We start from the raw sequence: 23,232 nt of genomic DNA, 5'->3' as shown, positions 1-23,232 counted from the left end.
ATATTTACAAATCTATCCTATTATTTTAAATTTTCAGATTTAACTGAATGATTTTACATAATAAAAAGACCGTATCTTCATAATTTACATAAGGTTTACATGTTTAATACATGACATTAATTTTGTGAATGTATTGTTAAAGCAGGTAGAAAACATTCATGTTGATGGAGGATTGAAGTATGTTGAAAAAAACATGTTACTTCATTGGGTTAACAATTCTAATGGTAGTATTAGCAGCTTGCAGTAATGAAGATTCTACGGAGTCATCTTCTGGAGACGGAGACTTAGTAACGATTTCAGGTTCTACATCAGTTGGGCCTTTAGCAGAGAAATTAGCAGCAAAATATGAAGAAACAGAAGACGTAAAAATTGAAATAAATCAAATCGGTTCATCAGCAGGAATTACAAATGCGATCAACGATGTCTCACAAATCGGGATGTCATCACGTGATCTGAAGCAGGAAGAAAGCGACTCCGGTATTCAGGAGTTGGTCATTGCTTATGACGGGATTGTAGTTGTGGCACATCCATCAAACCCAGTTAAAGATTTGACGATGGAACAAGTGAAACAAATCTTTACAGGCGAAATCACCAACTGGAAAGAAGTCGGCGGAAAAGATATGGAAATCGTCGTTGTTTCACGTGAGGACGGATCTGGTTCACGTGATGCATTCCAGGAAATCGTCGGCTATGAATCAGGACAACTGATTCGTAATGCAATCGTAGCAAGCGGAAACGGAAATATTAAAACAACGGTTGCTATGAACAAACATGCGATAGGATTCATCTCATTTGAATATATCGATGAAACTGTTTCAGCGATGGACATTAATGGCGTAAAGGCAGAAGCGGGCAATGTATTGGAAGGTAAATATAAGTTATCTCGTCCATTCCTATTTGTTTATAAAGAGAGCGTTCCGGAAGCAGCAACAAAGTTTATGGATTTCATTTTAACTGCTGATGGACAAAAGATTGTGGAAGAAGCAGGAGCGATTCCATTAACGAAATAATTAGTGCTGGAGGATAAATTTGTGAACACACAAAACAGAAACGAAGTAGAACAGCAAATAAGCAAAGGCAATAAGCGAAAATACTTTTTAGAAAGCTTATCATCGAAAATATTTTTAGCATGTGCGCTTCTATCGGTTGTGAGCTTACTACTAATCGTAGGATTCGTATTTTATAAAGGTGCAAACCCATTCGTAACAGGCGGCTATAGCTTCTTCGACTTCCTTTTTGGCAGTGATTGGGTACCATCAGAAGATAAATTCGGTATTTTCCCGATGATTGTTGCATCCATTTATGCAACGATCGGAGCACTTGTTATCGGGGTACCAATCGGATTATTAACAGCGATTTTCTTGGCGGAGATTGCGCCGAAATCAGTAGCTAAAATCGTATCACCGGCAATTCAGCTATTGGCTGGTATTCCGTCAGTACTATACGGGGTATTCGGTTTAGCGATTATCGTTCCGTTTTTACAGGATAATTTAGGATTAGCACGTGGACAAAGTTTAATCGCAGTCATTTTAGTATTGGCGATCATGATGTTACCGACAATTGTTACAGTTGCCGAAACAGCGATTCGTGCAGTGCCGAAAACATATCGTGAAGGTTCACTTGCTTTAGGTGTTTCACAAATCGGGACAATTTTTAAAGTTGTTGTACCGGCTGCGAAGTCAGGTATTATGGCAGCAATCGTTCTTGGATTAGGCCGTGCATTAGGTGAAACGATGGCCGTAATTTTAGTTGCAGGGAACTCGTTAATCATCCCGACAAGCCTGACTGACAGTGTGCGTCCATTGACGACAAACATTGCACTTGAAATGGGCTATGCAGCAGGAACACATCAGGAAATGCTGTTTGCAACAGGGATAGTATTATTCTCATTCATCTTAATTTTAAACTTTGTATTGGCACGTATTACAGCGAAGGGAGCTCAGTAACATGCGACAATTTAAAGATAATATGTTTCGCGGCTTGCTTTGGGGTTCCGCATTTGTATCAGTAGCCGTATTAGTTGTAATCGTTGGCTATATTTTCTATAAAGGTTTTTCATATATCAGTTTTGATTTCATATTCGGTGATTATTCGCCAACAGGTGGCGGCGGGATTTTCCCGATGATCGTCACAACAATTTTAACGATTGTCATTTCACTTTTAATCGCAACACCAATCGGAATTTTAGCAGCTGTTTATTTACACGAATATGCAAAACAAGGACGTCTTGTACGGATTATTCGTTATGCGACAGAAAGTTTAACAGGGATTCCATCGATTATTTATGGTTTGTTCGGTGCCGTATTCTTCGTTGCGATTTTAAAGTTGGGAATGTCGATTATCGCAGCATCGTTAACATTAACAATTATCGTATTACCGGTCATTATTCGTACGACAGAAGAAGCATTGAAAACAGTGCCTGCAACATATCGTGAAGGTTCACTGGCATTAGGAACAACAAAATTACAAACATTAATTAAAGTTATTTTGCCAAGTGCAATGCCGGGGATTTTATCAGGAATCATCTTATCGATCGGCCGTATTGTCGGTGAATCGGCAGCGATTTTCCTGACTGCAGGGACAGTGGCGGCAATGCCTTCAAGTATTTTCTCGTCTGCCCGCACATTGACGGTTCACTCGTATTTAGTAACACAGGAAGCCGGCGATATCGGACTTGCAGCAGCAATCGGAATTGTTTTAATCGTTATTATTTTAGTACTGAATTTAACGGCAACATATATCTCGAAAAAATTAAACAAAGCGGACTATTAAAAGGAGCGAAACCTATATGACTATGACTATTTCTGAAGCATCAATTTTTAAATCAACGACTACTTCTACGGGCGCTTTACCAACAAAAATTAAAGTAAATGATTTAAACCTGTATTATGGTGAAAAACAAGCGTTGTTCAATGTAAATCTGGACATTAAAGAAAAAGAAGTAACGGCATTAATCGGTCCGTCAGGTTGCGGTAAATCAACATTTTTACGTACATTAAACCGCATGAATGATCTAATCGACGGTGTACGCGTTATCGGGAACATTCACATAGACGGCGAAAATGTATATGAATCAAGTGATGTTATTAAGCTTCGTACAAGAGTCGGAATGGTATTCCAAAAGTCGAATCTGTTCCCGATGAGCATCTATGACAATGTTGCCTATGGTCCACGTATGCAAGGAATTAAAAACAAAAAAATCCTGAATGAAATTGTTGAAGAGTCTTTACGCGGTGCAGCGATCTGGGATGAAGTAAAAGATCGTCTAAAGTCATCAGCATTAGGCCTCTCTGGTGGTCAGCAGCAACGTATTTGTATCGCACGTGCAATCGCAATGAAGCCGGATGTTATTTTAATGGATGAGCCGACTTCGGCACTTGACCCGATCTCTACATTGAAAGTAGAAGAATTGATTACACAAATGAAAAAAGACTATACAATTGTTATTGTTACGCACAACATGCAACAAGCAGCGCGTATTAGCGATAAGACGGCATTCTTCTTAAATGGTGAAGTCATCGAATATGATGACACAAATGTTATTTTTTCAACGCCAAAAGATGAGCGTACAGAAGATTACGTAACAGGACGATTCGGATAAAAGGGGGATTTGGGAATGATTCGCGAAAATTTCGAAAAGAACATGCTTGAACTGCAGGACAAAATGGGTGAAATGGTCGACATGACAGTTGTTGCAATGGAAAAGGCATTTAAAGCCCTCCAGGAGCAGGATATGGTGTTGGCACTGGATGTCATTGAAGAGGACAATTACATTGATGATTTGGAAAATGAAATTAATCAAATGGCGATTTGGCTGATGGCGAAAGAGCAGCCTGTAGCCCGCGACATGCGCCGAATTATCAGTGTCATTAAAATGTCGTCGGATATTGAGCGAATTGCAGACTTTGCGGTAAATACAGCAAAAGCAACGATTCGCATTAGCAAAGCAGAAACGATTTTAGACAGAACATCATTAGTTGAAATGAAAAATGTTGCGATGGATATGCTGAAAAAATCAATGAAGGCATTTATCGATGCGGATATCGCATTGGCGAAAGAAGTGGGCGAGCTTGATGATATCGTAGATCGCAATAATCATGAAAACTATGCACTTTTAACAGAGTATTTAAAAGAAAGTCCTCAAGAAATTGAGCAAACATTGCAATTGTTATTCATCAACCGCTTTGTTGAACGAGCAGCGGATCATATTACAAATATGGCAGAATCAACAGCTTACTTTATTAAAGGACAGCTATTTGATTTAAATTAACTTCCTTCAGCACGTTTTATGCTTAGGCGAAGCAGTAGGCACAGAGTCAATCTATATATAGATAGAGGTTAATATAATTTTTGGTCAATATTCATCGGGTGTTCAAATGCCTGCTGAAAGAAGTTAATGCCTCCGGCGGATGTCACAGATTCGGTAAGGAATTCTTTGCGCGAGCGCAAACCGAATCTGTACACAATTACGCCGAGGCGTAATTGATTAGAGAAGCGGGGAATCATTAATGACGAAAAAAATATTAGTCGTTGAAGATGACGAAAATTTAGTGAATTTACTGCATATTTATTTAGTAAAGGACAGCTATGAAGTCCATAGTGTACGAACTGGTAAAGAGGCATTGGCTGCAATTCAGACATTCGAACCGGATGCGATACTGCTCGATTGGATGCTTCCGGATATGGAAGGAATCGAGATTTGCCGTCAAGTCCGCTTCAAGCATGATTTTCCGATTATCATGATCAGTGCGCGTACGGATGAATTGGATATTGTACTGGCGCTTGAAATGGGTGCGACGGAATATATCCGAAAACCGTTTGGATTCCGAGAAATGCTGACACGCTTAAGGATTCATTTAAAACGCTACGAAAAAGAATTACAGCAGCAAGAGCGTGTCTCACAAATGTTGATCGGACCGTTTCGTGTAGATTTAGTCATGTTCAAAGTGTATAAAGACGAAGTGGAAATTCCTTTGACAAAGCGCGAGTTTAAATTGCTGCTTCATTTGCTGGAGCAGCCCGGCAATATTAAATCTCGTGAAGAAATTATTGATATACTGGACTTTACAAAAGGGGATCGCCGTACAGTCGATGTACATATACGCAGGCTTCGTGAAAAAATTGAAGAAGAGCCGAGCTCACCGAAGTGGATTAAAACAAAAAGTGGGTTAGGTTATTATTTCAATCTTTCATCACAGGAAGTGACGTACAGTTCATAAGTAAAAAACATTTTGGAACGATTGCAAGTTTCAAGATGTTTTTTATGCTGTAATTTACATCATTTCTTTTACAAATGTAACGGCAACGGATTATACTTAGAAAAGTAGATAGATGAGGAGGTCTGAATATGTCTGAACAAAATGAAAAAAAGAAATTAAGCCTTCAGGAATTAGTGAAGCAACAGCTGGAAGCGAAGAAAAACAATGCAGCTGGCAACAAAGGTAATTTAAAAGGTGATACATCAACGAAAAAGATGAAGAGCCAACAAACAAAGAAAACGAGCAATACCCGTCGTAAAATGGGCGTGTAATGATGAAAACCCGGGCAAACGAAAATTTGCCCGGGTTTTTATTTTGTCAAAGTGATTCCAAATGAATGGTCGATCGTCTTTAAGGAGGAAGGGGGGCTGTTAAAGTTGAGACGAGAAATTTTTGAAGCGCATTACGACGCTGTTTATAAATACATACGCTATTTAACGAATAATACAGACTTAACACATGATTTACTGCAAGAAACCTTTTACCGCTTTTATCAGAAAAATTATACCGAATATGAGCGGACTTATTTAATGAAAATTGCCAGAAATCTCGTATACGACCATTATCGCAGGAAAAAGATTATTGGCTTTTTTCAGTTGAAAACGGAGCCCGTTGCAGTTGGAGATTTGCCGGAAGCAGTAGTCGAGCGCAATGCGGAAAATGAAGAACTGTATGCAGCCCTCCAGCAAATCAAATGGAATTATCGTGAAGTAATCGTGCTGCGCTACATAGAAGAGTATTCGGTAAAAGAAACGGCGATGATTTTGAGCTGCAGTGAAGTGAAAGTGAAGAATAATACGGCGCGCGGTTTAAAAGCATTACGGGAACTGTTAGGAGGGGAAGAGGATGTTTGAAGACGAAAAGTTAAGTCAGCTCAGAAAGATTCAAGTCGATCCAGAAAAAAAGGAAGAGGACTTCAATAAAATTCAGCAACGCCTCAATTCTAAACCTTTTCATTGGCAAATCCCGGCAGTAATTATAGCGATTGCGTGCATCACGCTGTTTTTAGTCGGTACATTTCCACCACAAGAGCTTAATACTTCGGTTGATTTGAATGTGACATCAGTTCAAGCCGTTTATTATGTAGAGGGTGAAGGAGATCCTAGTACCACATTGTGGGCTGGTGTGAGAAAAGTGAAAAATAGAGATACATTGCTGGCTATTGAGGGAGTATTGAAACAACTACAACCGAAAAACATAAGCTTGGATGAAGCACTCATTTATCAAAGTTATCGCATAAAATTTGGAAATGATAGTGTATTACGACTTCAACAATATTGGGGTTCTAATGTAAGTTATTTCAAAGATGTGGATACTGGGCAAGTATACTCACTAAACAAGAATCCGCTGCAGAATATAATTAGTCAGTATGAAAAAGATAATAAGAAAAGGCAATTAATTATCAGTGTTGTGTTCTTTGCAATAGCATTTTTTGTGAATGGTAAACTTGGGAAAAAGTTGCGGGATCCCTATGATGCGAAACGAAAAATCCCCATGCACTCCACCCATTGGCAAAGTGCTGTTGAAATACTTTCCTTTTTAATTCTGATTATGATCATATTATTTCCGCAAATTCATCTATTCACAGTCATTGCGACATTATTGTTGTCCGCGCTCATTAAGATTATTTTAGAAGCAAGGCATGACAACAATAAATGGCGGATGATGCAATTTTTAATGAGCAAACTGTTGGTAGGAATCTATTTATATATAGTTCTATGGAATATTCTATAAGTCATTGTTATTGGTATAAAATAAAATACGCACGTAACATTTCAGAATACTTTGACAACCATTACTATCCCCATTACGATATTAATAAATTACTAGAAGGGGTGGAAGCATGACGACGATTGAAAAAGCAAGACAGCTCGACGAATTGGATGGTCTGCAGAAATATGCAGATGAATTTTATAAAAAACAAGGACAGATATACTTGGACGGCAATTCGCTCGGGTTGCTGTCTAAGCGGGCGGAACAGTCGGTGCATACACTGCTTAATTCGTGGAAAGATTTCGGGATTGACGGTTGGACAAATGGGGAGCATCCTTGGTTTTATTTCTCCGAAAAGCTTTCGGCAATGTGCGCTCCTTTAATAGGTGCCAAAAGTGAAGAAGTAATGCTGACTGGTTCGACAACAACGAACTTGCACCAGCTGTTGGCTACGTTTTTCAAACCGACTGCTGCACGCTATAAAATTTTGGCTGACGAACTGAACTTCCCGTCGGACTTGTATGCGATTGCCAGTCAAATTGCTTTGCACAATTTGCCGGAAAGCAGTATGCAGCTGGTAAAAAGTGAAGACGGGCAAACGATTACATCAGAAGCCATCATTGAAGCGATGACCGATGATGTGGCGGTTGCAGTTCTGCCGGCAGTCCTGTACCGCAGTGGGCAGGTGTTGGATCTGCAGGCAATTACGGAAGCAGCACATGAACGCGGCATATTGGTCGGATTTGATCTATGCCATTCGATCGGTTCCGTTCCTCATCATCTTCATGAAATCGGTGCGGACTTTGCATTTTGGTGCAATTATAAGCATTTAAACGGTGGACCGGGCTCAGTTGCAGGTTTGTACGTTCATGAAAAGCACTTTGGAACAGCACCGGGACTGGCTGGGTGGTTTGGTTCCGCTAAGGAAAAACAGTTTGATCTGGATGTAACAATTACAGCTGCACCGCATGCAGGGGCTTACCAGATTGGTACACCGCATATATTAAGCTTGGCACCGGTTGAAGGCGCACTATCACTTTTTGAAGAGGCGGGCATTGAAGCGGTTCGTGAAAAATCACTCGCGTTGACACAATTTATGATGGATTGTATTGAACAAGAGTTACCAAATACGTTTACATTCGGCAATCCGCTTGATGACACACGTGGGGGCCATCTGTTTCTAGTGCATGACGAGGCGGCTAGAATTTGTAAATCGTTAAAAGAAAATGGTGTTGTTCCTGATTTCCGTGCACCGAATGGCATCCGCCTGGCGCCGGTTGCACTTTACAATTCCTTTGAGGAAGTATGGAAGTCTGTACAGATTTTAAAAGACATTGTCACAAACAAAACTTATGAGAAGCACGAAAATAAACGGAATATCATTGCATAAGGAGTGGTTCAGTGGATAAACAATCAATTTCGGATTTGCAGCACAAACTGAAGGATGAAAAGGGGATTCATACGGATTTTCGTGAAGAGATGACGTACAGCGATTATTTGAGTCTGGACCCTCTTTTAAACAGCCAAAACCGTCTTTCCGACCATCATGATGAGATGCTGTTTATTATTATTCACCAAGTGAGTGAGCTTTGGATGAAGCTCATCATTCATGAGATGCGCGGTGCGATACAAGCGATTGAAAAAGGGGAAATGCAGCCGGCATTTAAAATGCTCGCACGTGTATCGAAAATTCAAATGCAGATTATTCAGGCATGGGATGTATTAGCAACGATGACTCCGGCGGAATATTTGGAGTTTCGGGATGAGCTGGGGAAAGCCTCGGGGTTTCAAAGCTGGCAATATCGCTTGATCGAGTTTGCACTTGGCTATAAAACACCGTATATACTTAAAATCTATGAAAAAGAACCGGACATTCTTGCAGTTTTAAAAGAGGCGTATGATGCGCCAAGTATTTATGATGTTGCCATTCAGGCATTGGCTAAAGCAGGATTGCCAATAACTGAAGCTTTGCTAAACCGTGATTTTTCGGTAGTATATAGTGGTGACGATTCTGTTGCGGCCGCATGGAAAACCGTCTATGAAAATATCGATACGTATTGGGATTTATACCAGCTTGGCGAAAAGCTTGTCGATATTGAAGATTCCTTGCAGCAGTGGCGTTTCCGTCATATGAAAACGGTCGAGCGCATTATTGGCTTTAAAGTGGGCACAGGTGGCTCATCAGGGGTCAATTATTTGCGAAAAGTGCTCGATCACCGCTTTTTCCCGGAACTTTGGGATTTGCGGACAGTACTATAGCATAGGTTAGACAGATGAGTGGAGTGAGACAGATGGAGAAGAGTAAAGGACAGTGGTCAAGTAAGTTAGGATTTGTATTAGCGTCAGCTGGTGCAGCGATTGGGCTCGGGGCAATTTGGAAAATGCCTTATGTAGCCGGTCAAAGTGGAGGTGGCGCATTCTTCCTGATTTTTGTGCTGCTGACATTAATTATCGGGCTGCCAATGCTTTTATCGGAATATATTATCGGGCGTGCCACACAAAAAGAGGCGGTTACTGCCTATAAGGTATTGGCGCCGAATACGAAGGCTTGGGCTTGGATTGGTAAGCTCGGCATTATTGGCTGTTTTTTATTATTATCGTTTTACAGTGTAGTCGGCGGTTGGATTTTTGTTTACAGCGGGGTTTCGGTTGTTGGAGAAGTTATCGCGCCGACTGTGGAACCAGGGGCATTTTTCGGACAAGTAACAGGTACACCATGGATTGCTTTACTCGGTTTGGGATTGTTTACATTGGCGAATGTTGTGATCATTGCGCTTGGTGTTCAAAACGGGATTGAAATGGCAAATAAATTCATGATGCCGTTACTGTTTATTATGTTCTTTATTTTAGTTGTAAGAGCCGTAACATTGGACGGAGCAATGGAAGGGATTAAGTTTTTCCTGTATCCGGACTTTTCGAACATTACCGGTGAATCAATTTTATATGCGTTAGGGCAATCATTTTTTGCGCTGGCTGTTGGATTCTCATGTTTAGTTACATATAGTTCTTATTTAAAGAAAGATGTGAGCTTACCGAATTCAGCAGGTTCTGTTGTAGGATTAAGTATTTTCGTATCATTCTTAGCAGGACTGGCGATTTTTCCGGTTGTTTTTGCCTTTGATATGGAAGTGGCGAGCGGACCGCCATTATTGTTCATGGTATTGCCTGCAGCGTTTTCGCAAATGCCGTTTGGTGAACTGTTTTTAGCGCTGTTTTTAATTCTGTTTTTATTTGCAACATTAACGTCATCATTTAGTATGTATGAAATTATCGTTGCTGCTATTATAGAAAAATGGAACATTAGCCGCGCGAAAATTACAATCATCATTGGTATCTTTGTATTTATCGCTTCGATTCCTTCGACATTGACGTACAGTACATTAGGTGATGTTTCGATTTTTGGACGCAATATTTTTGATTTCACAGACTTTTTAGTGTCGAATATCATTTTACCGATCGGCAACTTGCTTATCGCGATCTTCATTATTCATATTATGGATAAAAACCTCGTGAAAAGCGAGTTGTTGCAAGGAAGTAAAATGGGTGAAGGCTTTTACAAAACATATCGCTTTTTAATGACTTTCGTTGTACCGACAGTCATTGTCGTTGTGCTTGCATATTTAGTCATTCAATATTAGGGGTGAAGCCATGTGGATTGATATTACACAAACGATGCAAAACGGAATGCCGAACTGGCCGGGGGATACACCGTTTTCTTTTGAAGTAGGATATACGAAACAACAGACGGGCTCGGTCAATATCGGACGGATGAAAACTTCGCTGCACACAGGTACACACGCAGATGCACCCTTTCATTTTAACAGTGAAGCTGAGACAATCGAGCAATTGGATGTAAATGTATATATCGGTGACTGCGTAATCGTGGATTGTATTGGGCATGAAGTAATTACAGCTCAATCGCTGGCATCGTTGGATTTCCATAATGTAAAACGTGTACTGCTTAAAACAGTTGATCAGCTTAGTACAGCATTTCCGGAAACTATTCCAGTCATTCATCCGGATGTCGCTCCGTTTTTAAAGGAACGCGGTGTAATATTGCTTGGTATTGACAATCCTTCCGTTGACCCGTTGGACAGTAAGGAAGTATTGGCACATCACAAGCTGTACGAACATGGCATTCATATACTGGAAGGGCTCGATTTAAGGCATATTCAGCAAGGTCTATATGAACTGATCGCACTGCCGCTAAAAATAGCAGGTGCTGACGGTGCACCTGTTCGTGCGGTCGTTCGTAAAAAAGTTGATAAAGCAGAATAATGATGAGAAGCTTACGATTAAATATTCGTGAGCTTCTTTTTTTTTGGGAATTTCCCCATATGAATCCAAAAGTCCATTGTATTGTATAAAAAAGGATTGTAATATATACCTATAAACTATTACGGAAATAATCTAATGTTCCTAGGAGGGAGACAGCTTGAAGAAACGCAACGGAAAAGTTAATTGGATTCATCAACTAAATCTAATTATTACGATAGTATTGGCAATTTTAATTGTTTCACCGCTTGTCATTGCAAATGGTTTTAGTAATTCCATCCCTTATGTGATTGCAGGAGGCGGTGTCATCTTATTATCGACGGTCACTTATTTCCTGAATATATCCAACTTCGCCAAAGGTTTAATTTTTGTACTGATACCGGCATTTGTTGTATTTTTATTATTTTATCTAGATGGATATTCTATTAATAAACATTACATGCTGCTAGTAACATTCATTATGTGTGCAATGTATTTTAATGAACGGATGATCAAAATATTTTTACTGATTGCCAGTATTTTTTATATTTTATTATACATAGCAGTGCCGGAAAGTTTATTAGGGATAAATGCAAATTTCCCGGTATTTATTACGATTTTTGCAAGTATGACAGGCTGTAACTTTTTGCTTTACCGATTGACACAATGGGGCAACAAACTAATAAAGGATGCCCAGGAAAAAGAGCGGGAAGCGAAAGAACTGCTGGAAAATTTATCATCCATTTTAGATAAAATTGAGGAAGGTTCGAACCAGCTTGCATCTAGCATTACAAATGTAAATGATAATGTGGGTACATTGAATATTGCGAGCGAGACTATATTACAGTCGTCGAATCAAATGGCAGCAGCTATCCATAATGAAGCTGAGATGATTCAGCAGATTAATGAACAAATGATTTTATCACATGATAAAATGGTGAAAATGAAAGAGTCCTCTGAATCGACTGTAAAGGATTCGGATGAAGTGCAGGAAGCGATTGAACAAAGCTGGAAGCAGGTACATGATGTGACGTCTGATATGGCAACATTAAGTGACTCTATCGATTTAACGACAACTACGATTGACAATATGCAAGAGAGCCTTGCAAATGTAAATGACCTGTTAAATGGTATTAAAGCCATTGCTGATCAAACGAATTTACTGTCTTTAAATGCCTCAATTGAAGCGGCTAGAGCAGGGGAGCACGGGAAAGGGTTTGCCGTTGTTGCAGAAGAAGTGAAAAAACTGGCGGAAGAGAGTGCGAATATCGCAACGAGTATTACCGTTGTTACACAGCAGCTACTTGAGCGAGCAACAACTGCCCAGTTAAAAGCATATGAAGGAAAAGAAGCAGTCCATTCTAGTGTTGGCACATTGAACCAAATTACCGGTTCATTTGATGGGATTAAGCAATCATTCAATGGTATTCAAGGAAAGCTTCACATAAACATGTCGACCATTACGCATACGAACGAACTTGTTGAAGAAGTAATGAATCAAATTGAAAATCTGTCCGCAATTTCTGAAGAAAATGCCGCTATGACTGAAGAAATCGCGAGCTCAATACATGAAGAGCATGTCATGATGAAATCGATTGCAGATGCGAGTAATGAACTTCAGCAATTACAAAGCGAATTGGCTGACATTACGAAACGTCAATAAGCATATACCGCAAACAAAAAGGGAACTGTCCAAACTTAACGGACACTTCCCTTTTTTGTTATTCTACTTCTATCGCAATACTGTCTGTTACATCACCGTTGCTGAAGCGCGCCATACTGGAAATGATATACTGCCCTTTTTCGGTTGGGGCAGTAAAGCGTGTCGATGTAGCAATTTCTTTATAATCGTAATCTTCAATCCATTGTTGAATGGATACACTCGTTACATTCTGACTATATTGAAACTCAAGTACTTCCCCTGGCTGTACTTTTACGTAAGGGGTATTTTGAGCACTTATAATTTCATGCGGGGCAGCAGTATCAACACACTCTGCTTCACCTGCTGAATGCCAGCAATAGCTCCCGCGAACCGTTTCAATCGTCATTTCATTCGTTACTGCGGTTACATCCGGAATTTCTTTTACTTCATTTTGTGCCATAAAATAGCGGCCAATTATAACAAGGATAATGACGGCGATAATGAGAAATAAACGATTTACATTTTTCATCTGGATGTTTCACCTCAATGCAATTTATATATAGATTGTTGTTCAAGTTGTCTTCGGATAACGAAATAAATCGAAATAAGTACCGCCAAATACAGGAAAAGTCCAAATGTGGCTAAATAATTGTGATCAACCAACATTCCGATAACTAGGAAAATGAAAGTCACACTGAATAATCCTAAATATATTCTTTTCGTAATTATAAATTGTAATCTGCTGGCGATGATAAATAGAATACTATGTAACACAACAAGGTATACCCATTCCCATTGTATGAAAAATTCTATATTAATCAGTAAGTTCATTATACAAAAACCAATCGCGGCCACTATGGCATCTTTAGACTTTTTAAAATAAAAACCAAGAAAGACAAGGACTCCGATTGTAAAGCAGATTGTATAAAATTCAGGAAGGGTCAAAAAGAAGATTGAATTAATATCGATCAAAGCAAAGATCGTTGCCAGTGTAATGACTATTGGTCTTAAGTTGAGCTTTAAAATAAGCACAATAAATAAAATAAATAAAGCAAATGTGACGAGCGCTAATGGCAGTTCCAGATGTTCTATGCGTTGAGAGGCGACATAGGCTAAATTGGTGATAAAAGCGAATAGTAAAAAGAGTATCATGCTTTTCGAATCATTGTTTTTCATAAATTTTCCCCAGTTCCGACAGAGTGTGACGGAGACATAAAAACAAAAACTATGCAAATCGCTAAGGAATCTGCATAGTTTTTATAAAAAAGTTAAATTAGTAAAACTAGACATGCCTCTATCTACATCTTACTAAAATTTGAAATATAAGTCTATTTAAAATTTTAGTAAGATGTGATAATGAAGTTGCGCAAAAAAGTCATAACGTTATGGTGAAACGAGGAGAACAGTGAAGCAAAACATTTATGATAATGCCTTATTTTTTAAAGGATATGAAGAAATTCGTAACCGGAAGTTCAATTATAATAATTTATTGGAGCGGCCCAATTTTTTAGCATTAATGCCGGATGTAAAAGGGAAAGTCTTATTAGATTTAGGCTGTGGAAAAGGGGAGTTTGCAAATGACTGTGTTTTAAATGGGGCGCAGCAAGTTGATGCAATCGATATTTCGGATAACATGATTACCGCAGCAAAAGAGCGCTATAAAAGTGATCGTCTCCAGTTTCAAAACATTTCAATTGAAGATATTCTATTAGAGGAATCGCATTATCATCTAATAACGAGCGCATTGGCACTTCATTATGTGGCGGATTTTGAAGGGGTAATTGAAAAGGTAAGTCATGCATTATGTCCGGAAGGGGTATTTCTGTTTTCCGTTGAGCACCCGATATCGACCGCAAATAAAGGTGTGGAGCAATGGATTTTGGACGAGAAGCGCACAATCTCTCATTTTGCGGTTGCCCGTTACCGGGATGAAGGGAGACGAACAGAAAATTGGCTAGTAGATAATGTAGTAATGTATCATCGTACAATTGAAACGATTATAAATACATTAATCATTAATGGGCTGCAAATCGAGAAAATAGTGGAGCCAATGCCGACAGACGAAGCAATCGTATTACTCCCTAGTCTCCAAAAAGAGCAGCATCGCCCTTCATTTTTAATCGTGAAGGCGAGAAAAACAATATAAAAAATAAAGCGCAGAAATAAATCTGCGCTTCTTTTAATTATTGCTTGTCATTCAATTAATCATCAAAACGGTCATCGTCTAAATCTTCTTCGTACTTAATAATGTCTCCAGTTTTTGCATCGATTTCAAAATCGTATTCCATTTTACCGTTACGGATTTCGATTTCATAGATCAGACGATTATCATCTTCATCCAATTCAATGTCTGTTACTGTTCCTTTTGCTTTAGCTTGAGCAATTTCAATTGCCTGCTTTTCAGTAATGATAGCAGAATTGTTCGCTGAATCTGTTGCTTTTACTGTATCATCTGTTTTTACTGTATTTTCCGCTTTAACTGTACGAATATTTTCACGTTCCGTTACAACAGCTTTACCTGTACCTGCATTCACTTCAACATCGATTTTTTCATTATCTTTCACGATATCGATTTCATAATGTGGTGTGCGGTCATCTCCATCATATTCAAATCCGATAATTTCACCGTCTAATTGTTTTAACGCGATTTTCTTTGCTTCACCTGCTGAAATACTTGGGTTGTTTTCGGCTTGCGCAAATAAATCAGATTGTGCGAATACAGCACCTCCACCAATTGCTACTAGTAATGCCGGGATTGCTAAAAATTTTTTATTCATATTCACTCGCTCCTTTTCTTGTTTGTAATGTTAGTATAACGAGCGAATATGAAAACGGTCTGAGAGAATTATTAGAATTTGATGAGAAAACTAATCATCGTATTTAATCACGATAATCTCGCCGGTAATGGCATGTATTTGAACAGTAACATCATCTTCTTGATCGATCTCAACAAAATAGATGCCGCCTTCTGCATTTTTTACAAACTCAACGGAATCGACTTCACCAGGCACTTCCTTTAACGCAATATCTACCGCTTGCTCTTTTGAAAGCAACGGCTTTGTAGCATTTTCAACTGGCTTATTTGCTGCGGCTTGATTTTCTTTTGATGTTTCCGAATTAGTTTGTTCCTCGGATTGCTTATTTTCATTTTTATGAATAAGCTTCAAATCGGAAAATTGACCTGTTACGGCATTTACATTCACTTCAAAAATTGAACCATCTTTATTGAAAGAAGCGACAAAATGATCTTTTTCTTTGACCAATGTCTGGACTTCAGCACTATAAATATCTTTAATTTTCAATTCCAGTTCATTCGTGTTCAGTTCATTCGGTGTTGATAACTGCTTGACTGTCAGTGTAATGAAAAATCCGATTAGGATGACGGCGATACATAGTATAATCCATTTAGCTTTCATGCTGTGCACCTCCTGAAAGTGGAACAATGAGTAAAATCGTCGTTCCTTTTCCAAGTTCGCTGTCGATAGAAACTTCGGCATTTAAACGATCGGCGAGTTCCTTTGCAATCGAGAGACCAATGCCGGTGCCACCAGTTTTCCGGTTACGGTCTTTATCAACCCGATAAAATCGCTGGAACAGATTCGGGAGATCTTCTTCAGGAATTCCGACACCAAAATCCTGTATGGAAATGTGCAGATCATTTTTTACAGAAGCATGAATCTTAATGACATCGTCACTGTATTTTCGTGCATTATCGATAAATATAAAGAGCAGCTGTTTTAATTTTGCTTCATCCGTTGTAATTTCAACATCAGGAATGTTAACGAGAATTTCACGATGATAGGCAGCTTTTATACTTTGCACAATCTGTTCGATAAAAGGGCGTAATGCAAATGTCGACATATTGATCTTCGTCATTTCATTCGTCTTTGCCAGTGCGAGCATTTGTTCAATCATTGCCTTCATGTTGGTTGTTTCTTTTAAAATTGCTTCCAATGCTTCTTCCGTAATTTTGGTGTCTTGTGTACCGCGGCGTTTTAACAGCTTCGTATAGCTTTCGATGACGGTTAAGGGTGTTCTCAGTTCATGTGAGGCATTGCCGACAAATTGCTGCTGTTTGTCATGAGCATCTTCCAACTGTGCCATCAGATGGTTGTACGTCGTAGCCATTTGCGCAATTTCATCGTTTGATTGCTTACGGACCGGGATTTGCTCATAGCTGGATTGCTGAATATTTTTTTCCATCGTCGTTGTCAGTTGCTGAACGGGTTTTACGATCAGCCGAACAAATAGCTGGCTCGCTAAGTAAATCGGGATGAGTGCAACAAGTGTCATCAGAACTAATATTATTAATAGCCGGTTCATATTTTCAGTAATTGTAGGCAATGGCTGTATCAGCTTAGCCGAGGCAATTTCATCATTCGGTAAAATGAGTGGTGCAGCAAGCGCGATATGAGGGATATCACGTATTGTTTTTTCCGTGTAATGCTTTGCCGGATTAAGTTCATAATCTATTTGCTCGAATGTTTTCTGAAGCCTCTTTATTTGATTACCTGCACTGTCGTATACGAAGATCGCTCCGTCAGTCGGGAGATATGCTCCGAAAATTGAATCGATTCCATCAGTTGTGTCCAGTGCGCTAATAGCAGTCGTCAGCTCATTTGCCCGTGCCTGCAATTGTTCCGCCTCTGTTGAAAAGGCAAACTCTTTATACAAATAATAAATACCTGTAAAACTGCCGATCAATATAACCGAAGTCAATAACATAGAAAACAGATTTACTTTCGTATTAAGTTTCATTTGTCGCTTCCTTTAATACATAGCCGACACCGCGAACTGTATGTAGTAGTGACGGTAAATTCAGATTTACCTCTAGTTTTTGACGCAAATATCGTACATATACGTCAACTACATTTGTATCCCCGTAATAGTCAAATCCCCAAACCGCATTCAGCAGCTGCTCACGTGACTGCACAAGTTTAGCATGTTTCATAAAATGCAGCAGCAAGTCAAACTCACGGGGAGTCAAATCGATTTGCTGTGCCTGTCTTGTGACTTCACGTGTTTGCTCATTTAATGATAAATCCTGAAATGTGTGGAAAGTCGATGATGTTGGCTCGGGAACGGATTTGTGTGAAAATCGCAATGCCACTCGAATGCGTGCAAGCAGCTCATCGAATTCAAACGGTTTTGTTATATAGTCATTTGCCCCGTAGTCAAGCCCTGTCACTTTATCTTCTATATTACTTTTAGCGGTCAGTAAAAGGACCGGAACAGTTTCGTTATGTTTGCGAATTCTTTTCAGTACTTCCAACCCATTCAGCTCCGGCAGCATCACATCAAGCAACACTAAGTCATACTCGTCTTCATGAAATTTCAGCAAACCGTCCGTACCGGTATGGGCGATAGCTGTTTCATAGCCTTCAAATCCCAGCTCCAGCTGTAATACACGTGCAATCTGCTGTTCATCTTCCACAATTAAAATTTTTGACATGCAAAACACCTACTTCTATCTGTTTTGTATTCATCGTATTGTAAAAGAGGCGGTATTGGCAATGGAGAAATGTTATTCGTTGAAAAATGATCGAAAAGGGGTAGCGATGCTTAGGATAAAACTTCCATTTCATGTTACTCTATTTATAGGGGGTGTAAAATAATGGATTATATTGAATTGAAAAATTTCAAGCTGCGTTATTTTATATTGTTTGTGATTGGTATATTCATAGCAAGTTTTATCTTGTTTTTTATTACCGATATCCCGGCCAGTGAAGAGTGGATTACATTTTTTGTTTCGGTCAGCTGTTTAATGTACTTGATGCATCAAACAAAAAAATGGAATTTCACATATAATGAACAGCCGATTCATACTACGATGTCAAAAGGGCGCTGGGCAAAATATTTATCGATTACAGCATGCTTCCAATTGATCACCGTTGTGTTTACAACAATTTTATTAACAATCATATATCTTGTTTTCGAAGAGCATATACGGGAACTGTTTTCATTCTTTCCGATGCTTGATTTAGAAGAAGTGCGGCCATCACTACTCGTATACGTCCTGTTTTTTATTAATATTTGCATACTTGCACCGATCTATGAGGAAATGTTATTCAGAGGAATCTTGCTTCGTCGTTTCACATTGAGATGGAGTCCGCAAAAGAGTATTATTATTTCTTCTATTATATTTGGTATTATCCACCTCAATCCGATTAATGTCGTATTTGCCTTTGCATTAGGCTGTGTACTTGGCTATGCCTACCTTAAAACTAAAAATATCGTGATACCAATGCTATTACATAGTTTTAATAATTTCCTGGCATTTATCCAGTTTGTTTATACAAATCAAACGACAGAAATTGATTTACCGACAACAGAAGCAGCCCGGCAAGGATTGTTAATAAATGCAGCGTACTTTTTCATTTTGACGGCAGTAATTATCTTTTTACTCGTCAAATACTATAAAAACTTCCGTCAGCTAAAAAATCCGGCACCGAAGTTGGAGGAGCAAACGGATATCGAAACGGTTTAGGTGATAATGTACATTAAAAATCAGCTGAGATATAACCTAAAAATGCCAATTTTCTCAGAGAGAAAATTGGCATTTTGCTGTGCATGAAAATTGATTTCCGTTTCGGGACGCTTTCCGCGGGCACGGCCTGAGCCTGTAGTCTCAGGCGTCGTGCTGTTCCCGCAGGAGTCGCCCTTCATTCCAAGCAATTTTCTTAAATGTCTGTTTCATACAATTAATCTTTCTTTATGTTAAACGTTAAGCATTTGTCCGAACACGCCTTGGTTTTCTATTAGTTCTTGGCGTTTTCCTTGTTCGATGATTTTCCCTTGATTTAAAACGATGACATAGTCGACTTTGCGAATTGTATTCAGGCGGTGGGCGATGATAAAACTCGTACGGTCCTCCATCAGCTTTTCGAGTGCTTCCTGAATATGCAGCTCCGTCACAGTGTCGATACTGCTTGTCGCTTCATCCAATAATAAAATTTTCGGATCTGCCACAAAGGCACGGGCGATTGACAACAGTTGTTTTTGTCCTTGAGAAATCTGACTGCCGTCTGCACTTAAAATCGTATCGTATTTTTTCGGCAGCTTATCGATAAATGTATGGGCATTCGCTTTTTTCGCGGCCTCATAAATTTCCTCATCTGTTGCATCGAGCTTTCCGTAGCGGATATTATCTTTAATCGACATTTCAAATAGGAACGGATCCTGCAGGACGAATGCCATTTGACTGCGCAAGCTCGCCTTCGAAATCTCTTCTATTTCCATATCGTCAAATACAATTTTTCCGTCGGTTTTTTCATAAAGTCCTGTCAACAGCTGCATGATCGTGGTTTTACCGGCACCGGTTTGACCGATCAGTGCAACCGACTGCCCGGATTTCACCTCAAAGGATACATTAGACAGGGTAGGGGAAGAAGCTTGTGCATCATACTGGAACGAAACATTTTGGAAACGAACATTCCCAAGCAGTTCCACATTTTCCCCGTCAATTTGATCTTCTTTTTCATCCATGATCAAGAAAACACGTTCGGCTCCGGCCAAAGCTGAAAGAACGGTGTTGAACTGATTGGCCAAATCATTTAACGGACGGGTAAACTGTCGTGCATACTCCGTGAAAATAATAATAGTTCCGATTGAAATATGACCGTAATAGGCAAATAAACCACCGGCCAATGCAACAATCGCAAAGCTTAAACTGTTCAATGTGTTCATCACTTTCGGAATGAACCCTGAATACGTTAATGCCCAGAAACCAACTGTGCGAATGCGAGAATTTTTCTCGTCAAATTGCCGCAGCATCTCCGTTTCCTGTGAAAAGGCTTTAACGACATGCTGACCGGTAATGGATTCTTCGATTAATCCGTTCATTTCACCGATTGCGGCCTGCTGCTGTTTAAATAGCAGGCTTGTGCGTTTTGTAATCCAGCGCATCCCATAGAACATAAGCGGTACTATGAGCATTGTAATCAGTGTCAATAACGGACTGAGCCAAAGCATAACGGCAACAGTACCTGTTAATGTCAAAATACTTGATACAACTTGGATAAAGGCACTGTTTAATGTCGAGCTGATTGTTTCAATATCGTTCGTCGCACGGCTCATTAATTCCCCGTGTTTTCGTTTATCGAAGAAGCGGAGAGGGAGTTTGAAAAAGTGACCATATAGCTGTGTACGAATTCGAAATACGGTTTGCTGGGCGATGCCGACCATCCAATAGTTCTGGAAATAGCTCGCCAAACTGTAAAGTAAATAAACGACAGCCAGCCCGTATAGCCAATATGAGAGCTGGCTAAGTGAACTGCCATCGATAAACTTGTCAATCATCCTTCCGATGATGAATGGTCCGATCAACGCGAACGCTGAGCTTAACACGACCAGCAGCAGAACGATAAACAGTAACATTTTCTGTTCTGCTACAAAATCGAGAATACGCTTCAATGTATACGTCCAGTTTTGGGCACGTTCACCTTTTTTCTTCTTGCCGCTTGTGTTTTTGATTTGTTCTTTTGTGATGATCGGTTCATAGTTGAAAAACTTCATTAGGCAAGCACCTCCTGCTGTGAAGCAACAATTTTAGCATACAGATCGTTCGTTGCCATTAATTGTTCATGTGTGCCAAACCCATGTAGTCGGCCTTCATCAATAAGCAGTATACGATCGGCCGTTTGTGCTGTCTGGATTTTTTGAGTTACAACGAGCATTGTAATGGCCTCCTGATCAAGTGCCTCCCATAATTTCTGCTCTGTCGAGACATCGAGCGCTGAAGTACTGTCATCTAAAATCAATAATGATGCTGGTTTTAACAGGGCACGGGCAATCGCTAGACGCTGTTTTTGACCACCGGATAAGTTAATACCGCGCTGTCCAATCATCGTCTCATACTGTTCATCAAAGCTTTCGATTGAGTGATGAATTTGCGCTTTTTCCGTTGCGTCAATAATTTGCTCAATTGTTGCATCATTTTGCCCCCAGCGTAAATTGTCCACAATTGTACCCGAAAATAAAAGGGATTGCTGCGGAACATAGGAAATCGAGCGGCGTAACTGCTGCAATGGGATATCCTTTATATTTTGTTCATTAATAAAAATATCACCACTGTTCGGTTCGTAAAAATGCTCAACCAATTGTAAAATAGTCGACTTTCCAGATCCGGTTGCCCCCATAATGGCAATTTTTTCGCCGCTTTCAATTGAAAATGACAATTTTTGAAGCGTATATTGCTCCGTTGTCGGATAACGGAATGAGACATTGTCAAAACGAATCGAGAAGTTTTCAAGGACAGGGGCTTCATTTTTCTGTACTTCCTCTATGCCTTCCTCGACATTTAAAATCTCTTCGATACGCTCAGCAGATGCTTTCGCGCGTGCATAAGCGATAATGATAAATGAAAAAATAGAAAATGATGCCGTCATACGGAATGCATAGTTAATAATAGCGGCCAAGTCACCGGCAAGAATATCATTGTCCCGGATCGCATCTGCACCAACCCAAATGACAATCAGCAAACTAATATTCATAACAAACTGAAGAACAGGCAATGCAACTTCCATGACACGTGTCGCTTTGATCGTATCAAATTTCAAGTTTTCTGCAACCGATAAAAAGCGGCTTTCTTCATATTGCCCACGCATATATGCTTTAATCAATCGGACAGCCTGCAGTCCTTCCTGAAGCTGGCGGTTTACAAAATCAAGTCGCTGCTGTACTTGTGCGAACAGCTTGATGCCGACTGATACCATCCATACAAGGAAGATAAGCAGAAACGGAAAGCTGACACATAAAATGAGCGCAAGTTTTGCATTAATGACAAACGCCATAATTAGCGAACCAACCGTCATTAACGGTGCTTTCATCGCAATCCGCAGCATCATAAAGACGATGTTCATCGTTTGTGTAACATCGCTTGTCAGACGAGTAATAAGTCCGGAAGTAGGGAATGTCAGGTAGGTCGCCATCGTCAGTGATTGTATTTTACTATACAATGCTTTGCGTAGATCGAAACCGAAACTATGGGCGACATGCGCAGAGAAGAAGGAGTTGAGTACTCCGCTTATGAAAGAGAATAGGGCTAAAGCAAATAAACAGCCACCCCAAAACGCGACATTATGTAAATTTTCTTCAAGCAGTCCTTCATTAATCATCCTTGCCATGAATAGCGGCTGGATTAAATCGCTCGCTAGTTCCATTAGCATTAGGGAAAAGGCGATTGCTGCAGGCCATTTATAGCGCCTGATAAATTGGAAAATCGTTTTCATTTGTTAACTCCTTATATAAATTCACTGAATTTTAACTCTATTATGCCATTTCATCTATTGGAACTCAACGGAAATATTTCGAGACTCTAAATATATTGTAGACATCAAAAAAAGGGGAGTTATCGTAAAAGTGAAA

Annotated in this window: 24 protein-coding genes; 16 read left to right on the top strand and 8 right to left on the bottom strand. The window is 39.6% G+C overall.

Features of this window, described 5'->3' with window-relative positions; genetic code table 11:
- The first annotated feature begins 179 nt into the window (after window positions 1-179).
- The 14 genes from AC0VXV_RS12165 (at window position 180) to AC0VXV_RS12100 (ending at window position 12,888) form a co-directional block, all read left to right on the top strand.
- Window positions 180-1,010 carry a phosphate ABC transporter substrate-binding protein gene (locus AC0VXV_RS12165; protein ID WP_475528425.1) on the top strand — a complete coding sequence of 277 codons (831 nt, stop codon included), beginning with the start codon at window positions 180-182 and terminating at the stop codon, window positions 1,008-1,010.
- 21 nt (window positions 1,011-1,031) lie between these two features.
- A complete protein-coding gene (pstC, locus tag AC0VXV_RS12160) occupies window positions 1,032-1,946 on the top strand; it encodes a phosphate ABC transporter permease subunit PstC (RefSeq protein ID WP_340718715.1) in 915 nt (304 codons plus the stop codon).
- Between the two features lies 1 nt (window position 1,947).
- The gene (gene pstA / locus AC0VXV_RS12155; protein WP_340718714.1) at window positions 1,948-2,772 is read left to right on the top strand and encodes a phosphate ABC transporter permease PstA; all 825 of its coding nucleotides are present in this window, start codon (window positions 1,948-1,950) and stop codon (window positions 2,770-2,772) included.
- A gap of 16 nt (window positions 2,773-2,788) precedes the next feature.
- Window positions 2,789-3,601, top strand: a complete 813-nt coding sequence (gene pstB / locus AC0VXV_RS12150; protein ID WP_079527680.1) for a phosphate ABC transporter ATP-binding protein PstB — start codon at window positions 2,789-2,791, stop codon at window positions 3,599-3,601.
- A gap of 15 nt (window positions 3,602-3,616) precedes the next feature.
- Window positions 3,617-4,270, top strand: coding sequence for a phosphate signaling complex protein PhoU (gene phoU / locus AC0VXV_RS12145; protein WP_475528424.1), 654 nt, complete (start codon window positions 3,617-3,619; stop codon window positions 4,268-4,270).
- Between the two features lie 238 nt (window positions 4,271-4,508).
- The gene (locus tag AC0VXV_RS12140) at window positions 4,509-5,219 is read left to right on the top strand and encodes a response regulator transcription factor (RefSeq protein WP_079527676.1); all 711 of its coding nucleotides are present in this window, start codon (window positions 4,509-4,511) and stop codon (window positions 5,217-5,219) included.
- Window positions 5,220-5,347: 128 nt separating this feature from the next.
- Window positions 5,348-5,530, top strand: coding sequence for a hypothetical protein (locus tag AC0VXV_RS12135; RefSeq protein ID WP_008404313.1), 183 nt, complete (start codon window positions 5,348-5,350; stop codon window positions 5,528-5,530).
- Between the two features lie 105 nt (window positions 5,531-5,635).
- Window positions 5,636-6,112 (top strand): RNA polymerase sigma factor, encoded by a 477-nt coding sequence (locus tag AC0VXV_RS12130; RefSeq protein ID WP_475528422.1) that lies wholly within the window; start codon window positions 5,636-5,638, stop codon window positions 6,110-6,112.
- Entirely contained in the window at window positions 6,105-6,992 is an 888-nt protein-coding gene (locus AC0VXV_RS12125; protein WP_475528421.1) for a signal recognition particle, read from the top strand. The genes AC0VXV_RS12130 and AC0VXV_RS12125 overlap by 8 nt, the downstream gene beginning before the upstream one ends.
- Window positions 6,993-7,101: 109 nt before the next feature.
- A complete protein-coding gene (kynU, locus tag AC0VXV_RS12120) occupies window positions 7,102-8,361 on the top strand; it encodes a kynureninase (RefSeq protein WP_475528420.1) in 1,260 nt (419 codons plus the stop codon).
- An 11-nt stretch (window positions 8,362-8,372) separates the two neighbouring features.
- Window positions 8,373-9,230: a tryptophan 2,3-dioxygenase gene (kynA, locus tag AC0VXV_RS12115; protein ID WP_475528419.1), complete on the top strand. Its 858-nt coding sequence runs from the start codon at window positions 8,373-8,375 to the stop codon at window positions 9,228-9,230.
- Window positions 9,231-9,262: 32 nt separating this feature from the next.
- The gene (locus AC0VXV_RS12110) at window positions 9,263-10,609 is read left to right on the top strand and encodes a sodium-dependent transporter (RefSeq protein ID WP_475528418.1); all 1,347 of its coding nucleotides are present in this window, start codon (window positions 9,263-9,265) and stop codon (window positions 10,607-10,609) included.
- Window positions 10,610-10,619: 10 nt separating this feature from the next.
- Window positions 10,620-11,249 (top strand): arylformamidase, encoded by a 630-nt coding sequence (gene kynB, locus AC0VXV_RS12105; RefSeq protein WP_475528417.1) that lies wholly within the window; start codon window positions 10,620-10,622, stop codon window positions 11,247-11,249.
- 157 nt (window positions 11,250-11,406) lie between these two features.
- On the top strand, window positions 11,407-12,888 hold the full coding sequence (locus tag AC0VXV_RS12100) for a methyl-accepting chemotaxis protein (RefSeq protein ID WP_475528415.1): 1,482 nt from the start codon (window positions 11,407-11,409) through the stop codon (window positions 12,886-12,888).
- A 58-nt stretch (window positions 12,889-12,946) separates the two neighbouring features.
- Here AC0VXV_RS12100 and AC0VXV_RS12095 read toward each other — a convergent pair whose 3' ends face one another.
- Together AC0VXV_RS12095 and AC0VXV_RS12090 are read right to left on the bottom strand one after the other, a co-directional pair.
- Entirely contained in the window at window positions 12,947-13,396 is a 450-nt protein-coding gene (locus tag AC0VXV_RS12095) for a cAMP-binding protein (RefSeq protein ID WP_475528414.1), read from the bottom strand.
- A 14-nt stretch (window positions 13,397-13,410) separates the two neighbouring features.
- Window positions 13,411-14,043 (bottom strand): heat-shock protein, encoded by a 633-nt coding sequence (locus AC0VXV_RS12090; RefSeq protein WP_475528412.1) that lies wholly within the window; start codon window positions 14,041-14,043, stop codon window positions 13,411-13,413.
- Between the two features lie 229 nt (window positions 14,044-14,272).
- On the opposite strand from AC0VXV_RS12090, the gene AC0VXV_RS12085 reads away from it, so the two are divergent.
- Window positions 14,273-15,013 carry a class I SAM-dependent methyltransferase gene (locus tag AC0VXV_RS12085; RefSeq protein ID WP_475528411.1) on the top strand — a complete coding sequence of 247 codons (741 nt, stop codon included), beginning with the start codon at window positions 14,273-14,275 and terminating at the stop codon, window positions 15,011-15,013.
- A 55-nt stretch (window positions 15,014-15,068) separates the two neighbouring features.
- Here the strand turns inward: AC0VXV_RS12085 and AC0VXV_RS12080 are convergent, their stop codons facing one another.
- From AC0VXV_RS12080 to AC0VXV_RS12065, 4 genes are all read right to left on the bottom strand, one after another.
- Window positions 15,069-15,644 (bottom strand): PepSY domain-containing protein, encoded by a 576-nt coding sequence (locus tag AC0VXV_RS12080; RefSeq protein ID WP_475528410.1) that lies wholly within the window; start codon window positions 15,642-15,644, stop codon window positions 15,069-15,071.
- A gap of 90 nt (window positions 15,645-15,734) precedes the next feature.
- Complete coding sequence (locus AC0VXV_RS12075; RefSeq protein WP_475528408.1) at window positions 15,735-16,283, bottom strand: PepSY domain-containing protein; 549 nt, start codon at window positions 16,281-16,283, stop codon at window positions 15,735-15,737.
- Window positions 16,273-17,625, bottom strand: coding sequence for a sensor histidine kinase (locus AC0VXV_RS12070; RefSeq protein ID WP_475528407.1), 1,353 nt, complete (start codon window positions 17,623-17,625; stop codon window positions 16,273-16,275). Before AC0VXV_RS12070 ends, AC0VXV_RS12075 begins: the two co-directional genes overlap by 11 nt.
- The gene (locus tag AC0VXV_RS12065; protein ID WP_475528406.1) at window positions 17,615-18,319 is read right to left on the bottom strand and encodes a response regulator transcription factor; all 705 of its coding nucleotides are present in this window, start codon (window positions 18,317-18,319) and stop codon (window positions 17,615-17,617) included. The genes AC0VXV_RS12070 and AC0VXV_RS12065 overlap by 11 nt, the downstream gene beginning before the upstream one ends.
- A gap of 162 nt (window positions 18,320-18,481) precedes the next feature.
- On the opposite strand from AC0VXV_RS12065, the gene AC0VXV_RS12060 reads away from it, so the two are divergent.
- Entirely contained in the window at window positions 18,482-19,354 is an 873-nt protein-coding gene (locus tag AC0VXV_RS12060) for a lysostaphin resistance A-like protein (RefSeq protein WP_475528405.1), read from the top strand.
- 230 nt (window positions 19,355-19,584) lie between these two features.
- On the opposite strand, the gene AC0VXV_RS12055 is transcribed toward AC0VXV_RS12060, so the two are convergent.
- Both AC0VXV_RS12055 and AC0VXV_RS12050 read right to left on the bottom strand, forming a co-directional pair.
- Window positions 19,585-21,381 (bottom strand): ABC transporter ATP-binding protein, encoded by a 1,797-nt coding sequence (locus tag AC0VXV_RS12055; protein WP_475528404.1) that lies wholly within the window; start codon window positions 21,379-21,381, stop codon window positions 19,585-19,587.
- Window positions 21,381-23,096 (bottom strand): ABC transporter ATP-binding protein, encoded by a 1,716-nt coding sequence (locus AC0VXV_RS12050; RefSeq protein ID WP_475528403.1) that lies wholly within the window; start codon window positions 23,094-23,096, stop codon window positions 21,381-21,383. Before AC0VXV_RS12050 ends, AC0VXV_RS12055 begins: the two co-directional genes overlap by 1 nt.
- Between the last annotated feature and the right edge of the window lie 136 nt (window positions 23,097-23,232).

The sequence above is a fragment of the Solibacillus sp. iso_87 genome, assembly GCF_056173085.1.
Note: the sequence above shows the minus strand (reverse complement) of the source record. Positions and strands in the feature narration are given on the sequence as shown.

Coding starts and splice junctions, on each gene's coding strand:
- AC0VXV_RS12165 (WP_475528425.1), top strand. CDS start 180: ATGTTGAAAAAAACATGTTACTTCATTGGGTTAACAATTCTAATGGTA.
- pstA (WP_340718714.1), top strand. CDS start 1,948: ATGCGACAATTTAAAGATAATATGTTTCGCGGCTTGCTTTGGGGTTCC.
- pstB (WP_079527680.1), top strand. CDS start 2,789: ATGACTATGACTATTTCTGAAGCATCAATTTTTAAATCAACGACTACT.
- phoU (WP_475528424.1), top strand. CDS start 3,617: ATGATTCGCGAAAATTTCGAAAAGAACATGCTTGAACTGCAGGACAAA.
- AC0VXV_RS12140 (WP_079527676.1), top strand. CDS start 4,509: ATGACGAAAAAAATATTAGTCGTTGAAGATGACGAAAATTTAGTGAAT.
- AC0VXV_RS12135 (WP_008404313.1), top strand. CDS start 5,348: ATGTCTGAACAAAATGAAAAAAAGAAATTAAGCCTTCAGGAATTAGTG.
- AC0VXV_RS12125 (WP_475528421.1), top strand. CDS start 6,105: ATGTTTGAAGACGAAAAGTTAAGTCAGCTCAGAAAGATTCAAGTCGAT.
- kynU (WP_475528420.1), top strand. CDS start 7,102: ATGACGACGATTGAAAAAGCAAGACAGCTCGACGAATTGGATGGTCTG.
- AC0VXV_RS12110 (WP_475528418.1), top strand. CDS start 9,263: ATGGAGAAGAGTAAAGGACAGTGGTCAAGTAAGTTAGGATTTGTATTA.
- kynB (WP_475528417.1), top strand. CDS start 10,620: ATGTGGATTGATATTACACAAACGATGCAAAACGGAATGCCGAACTGG.
- AC0VXV_RS12095 (WP_475528414.1), bottom strand. CDS start 13,396: ATGAAAAATGTAAATCGTTTATTTCTCATTATCGCCGTCATTATCCTT.
- AC0VXV_RS12090 (WP_475528412.1), bottom strand. CDS start 14,043: ATGAAAAACAATGATTCGAAAAGCATGATACTCTTTTTACTATTCGCT.
- AC0VXV_RS12080 (WP_475528410.1), bottom strand. CDS start 15,644: ATGAATAAAAAATTTTTAGCAATCCCGGCATTACTAGTAGCAATTGGT.
- AC0VXV_RS12075 (WP_475528408.1), bottom strand. CDS start 16,283: ATGAAAGCTAAATGGATTATACTATGTATCGCCGTCATCCTAATCGGA.
- AC0VXV_RS12070 (WP_475528407.1), bottom strand. CDS start 17,625: ATGAAACTTAATACGAAAGTAAATCTGTTTTCTATGTTATTGACTTCG.
- AC0VXV_RS12065 (WP_475528406.1), bottom strand. CDS start 18,319: ATGTCAAAAATTTTAATTGTGGAAGATGAACAGCAGATTGCACGTGTA.
- AC0VXV_RS12060 (WP_475528405.1), top strand. CDS start 18,482: ATGGATTATATTGAATTGAAAAATTTCAAGCTGCGTTATTTTATATTG.
- AC0VXV_RS12055 (WP_475528404.1), bottom strand. CDS start 21,381: ATGAAGTTTTTCAACTATGAACCGATCATCACAAAAGAACAAATCAAA.
- AC0VXV_RS12050 (WP_475528403.1), bottom strand. CDS start 23,096: ATGAAAACGATTTTCCAATTTATCAGGCGCTATAAATGGCCTGCAGCA.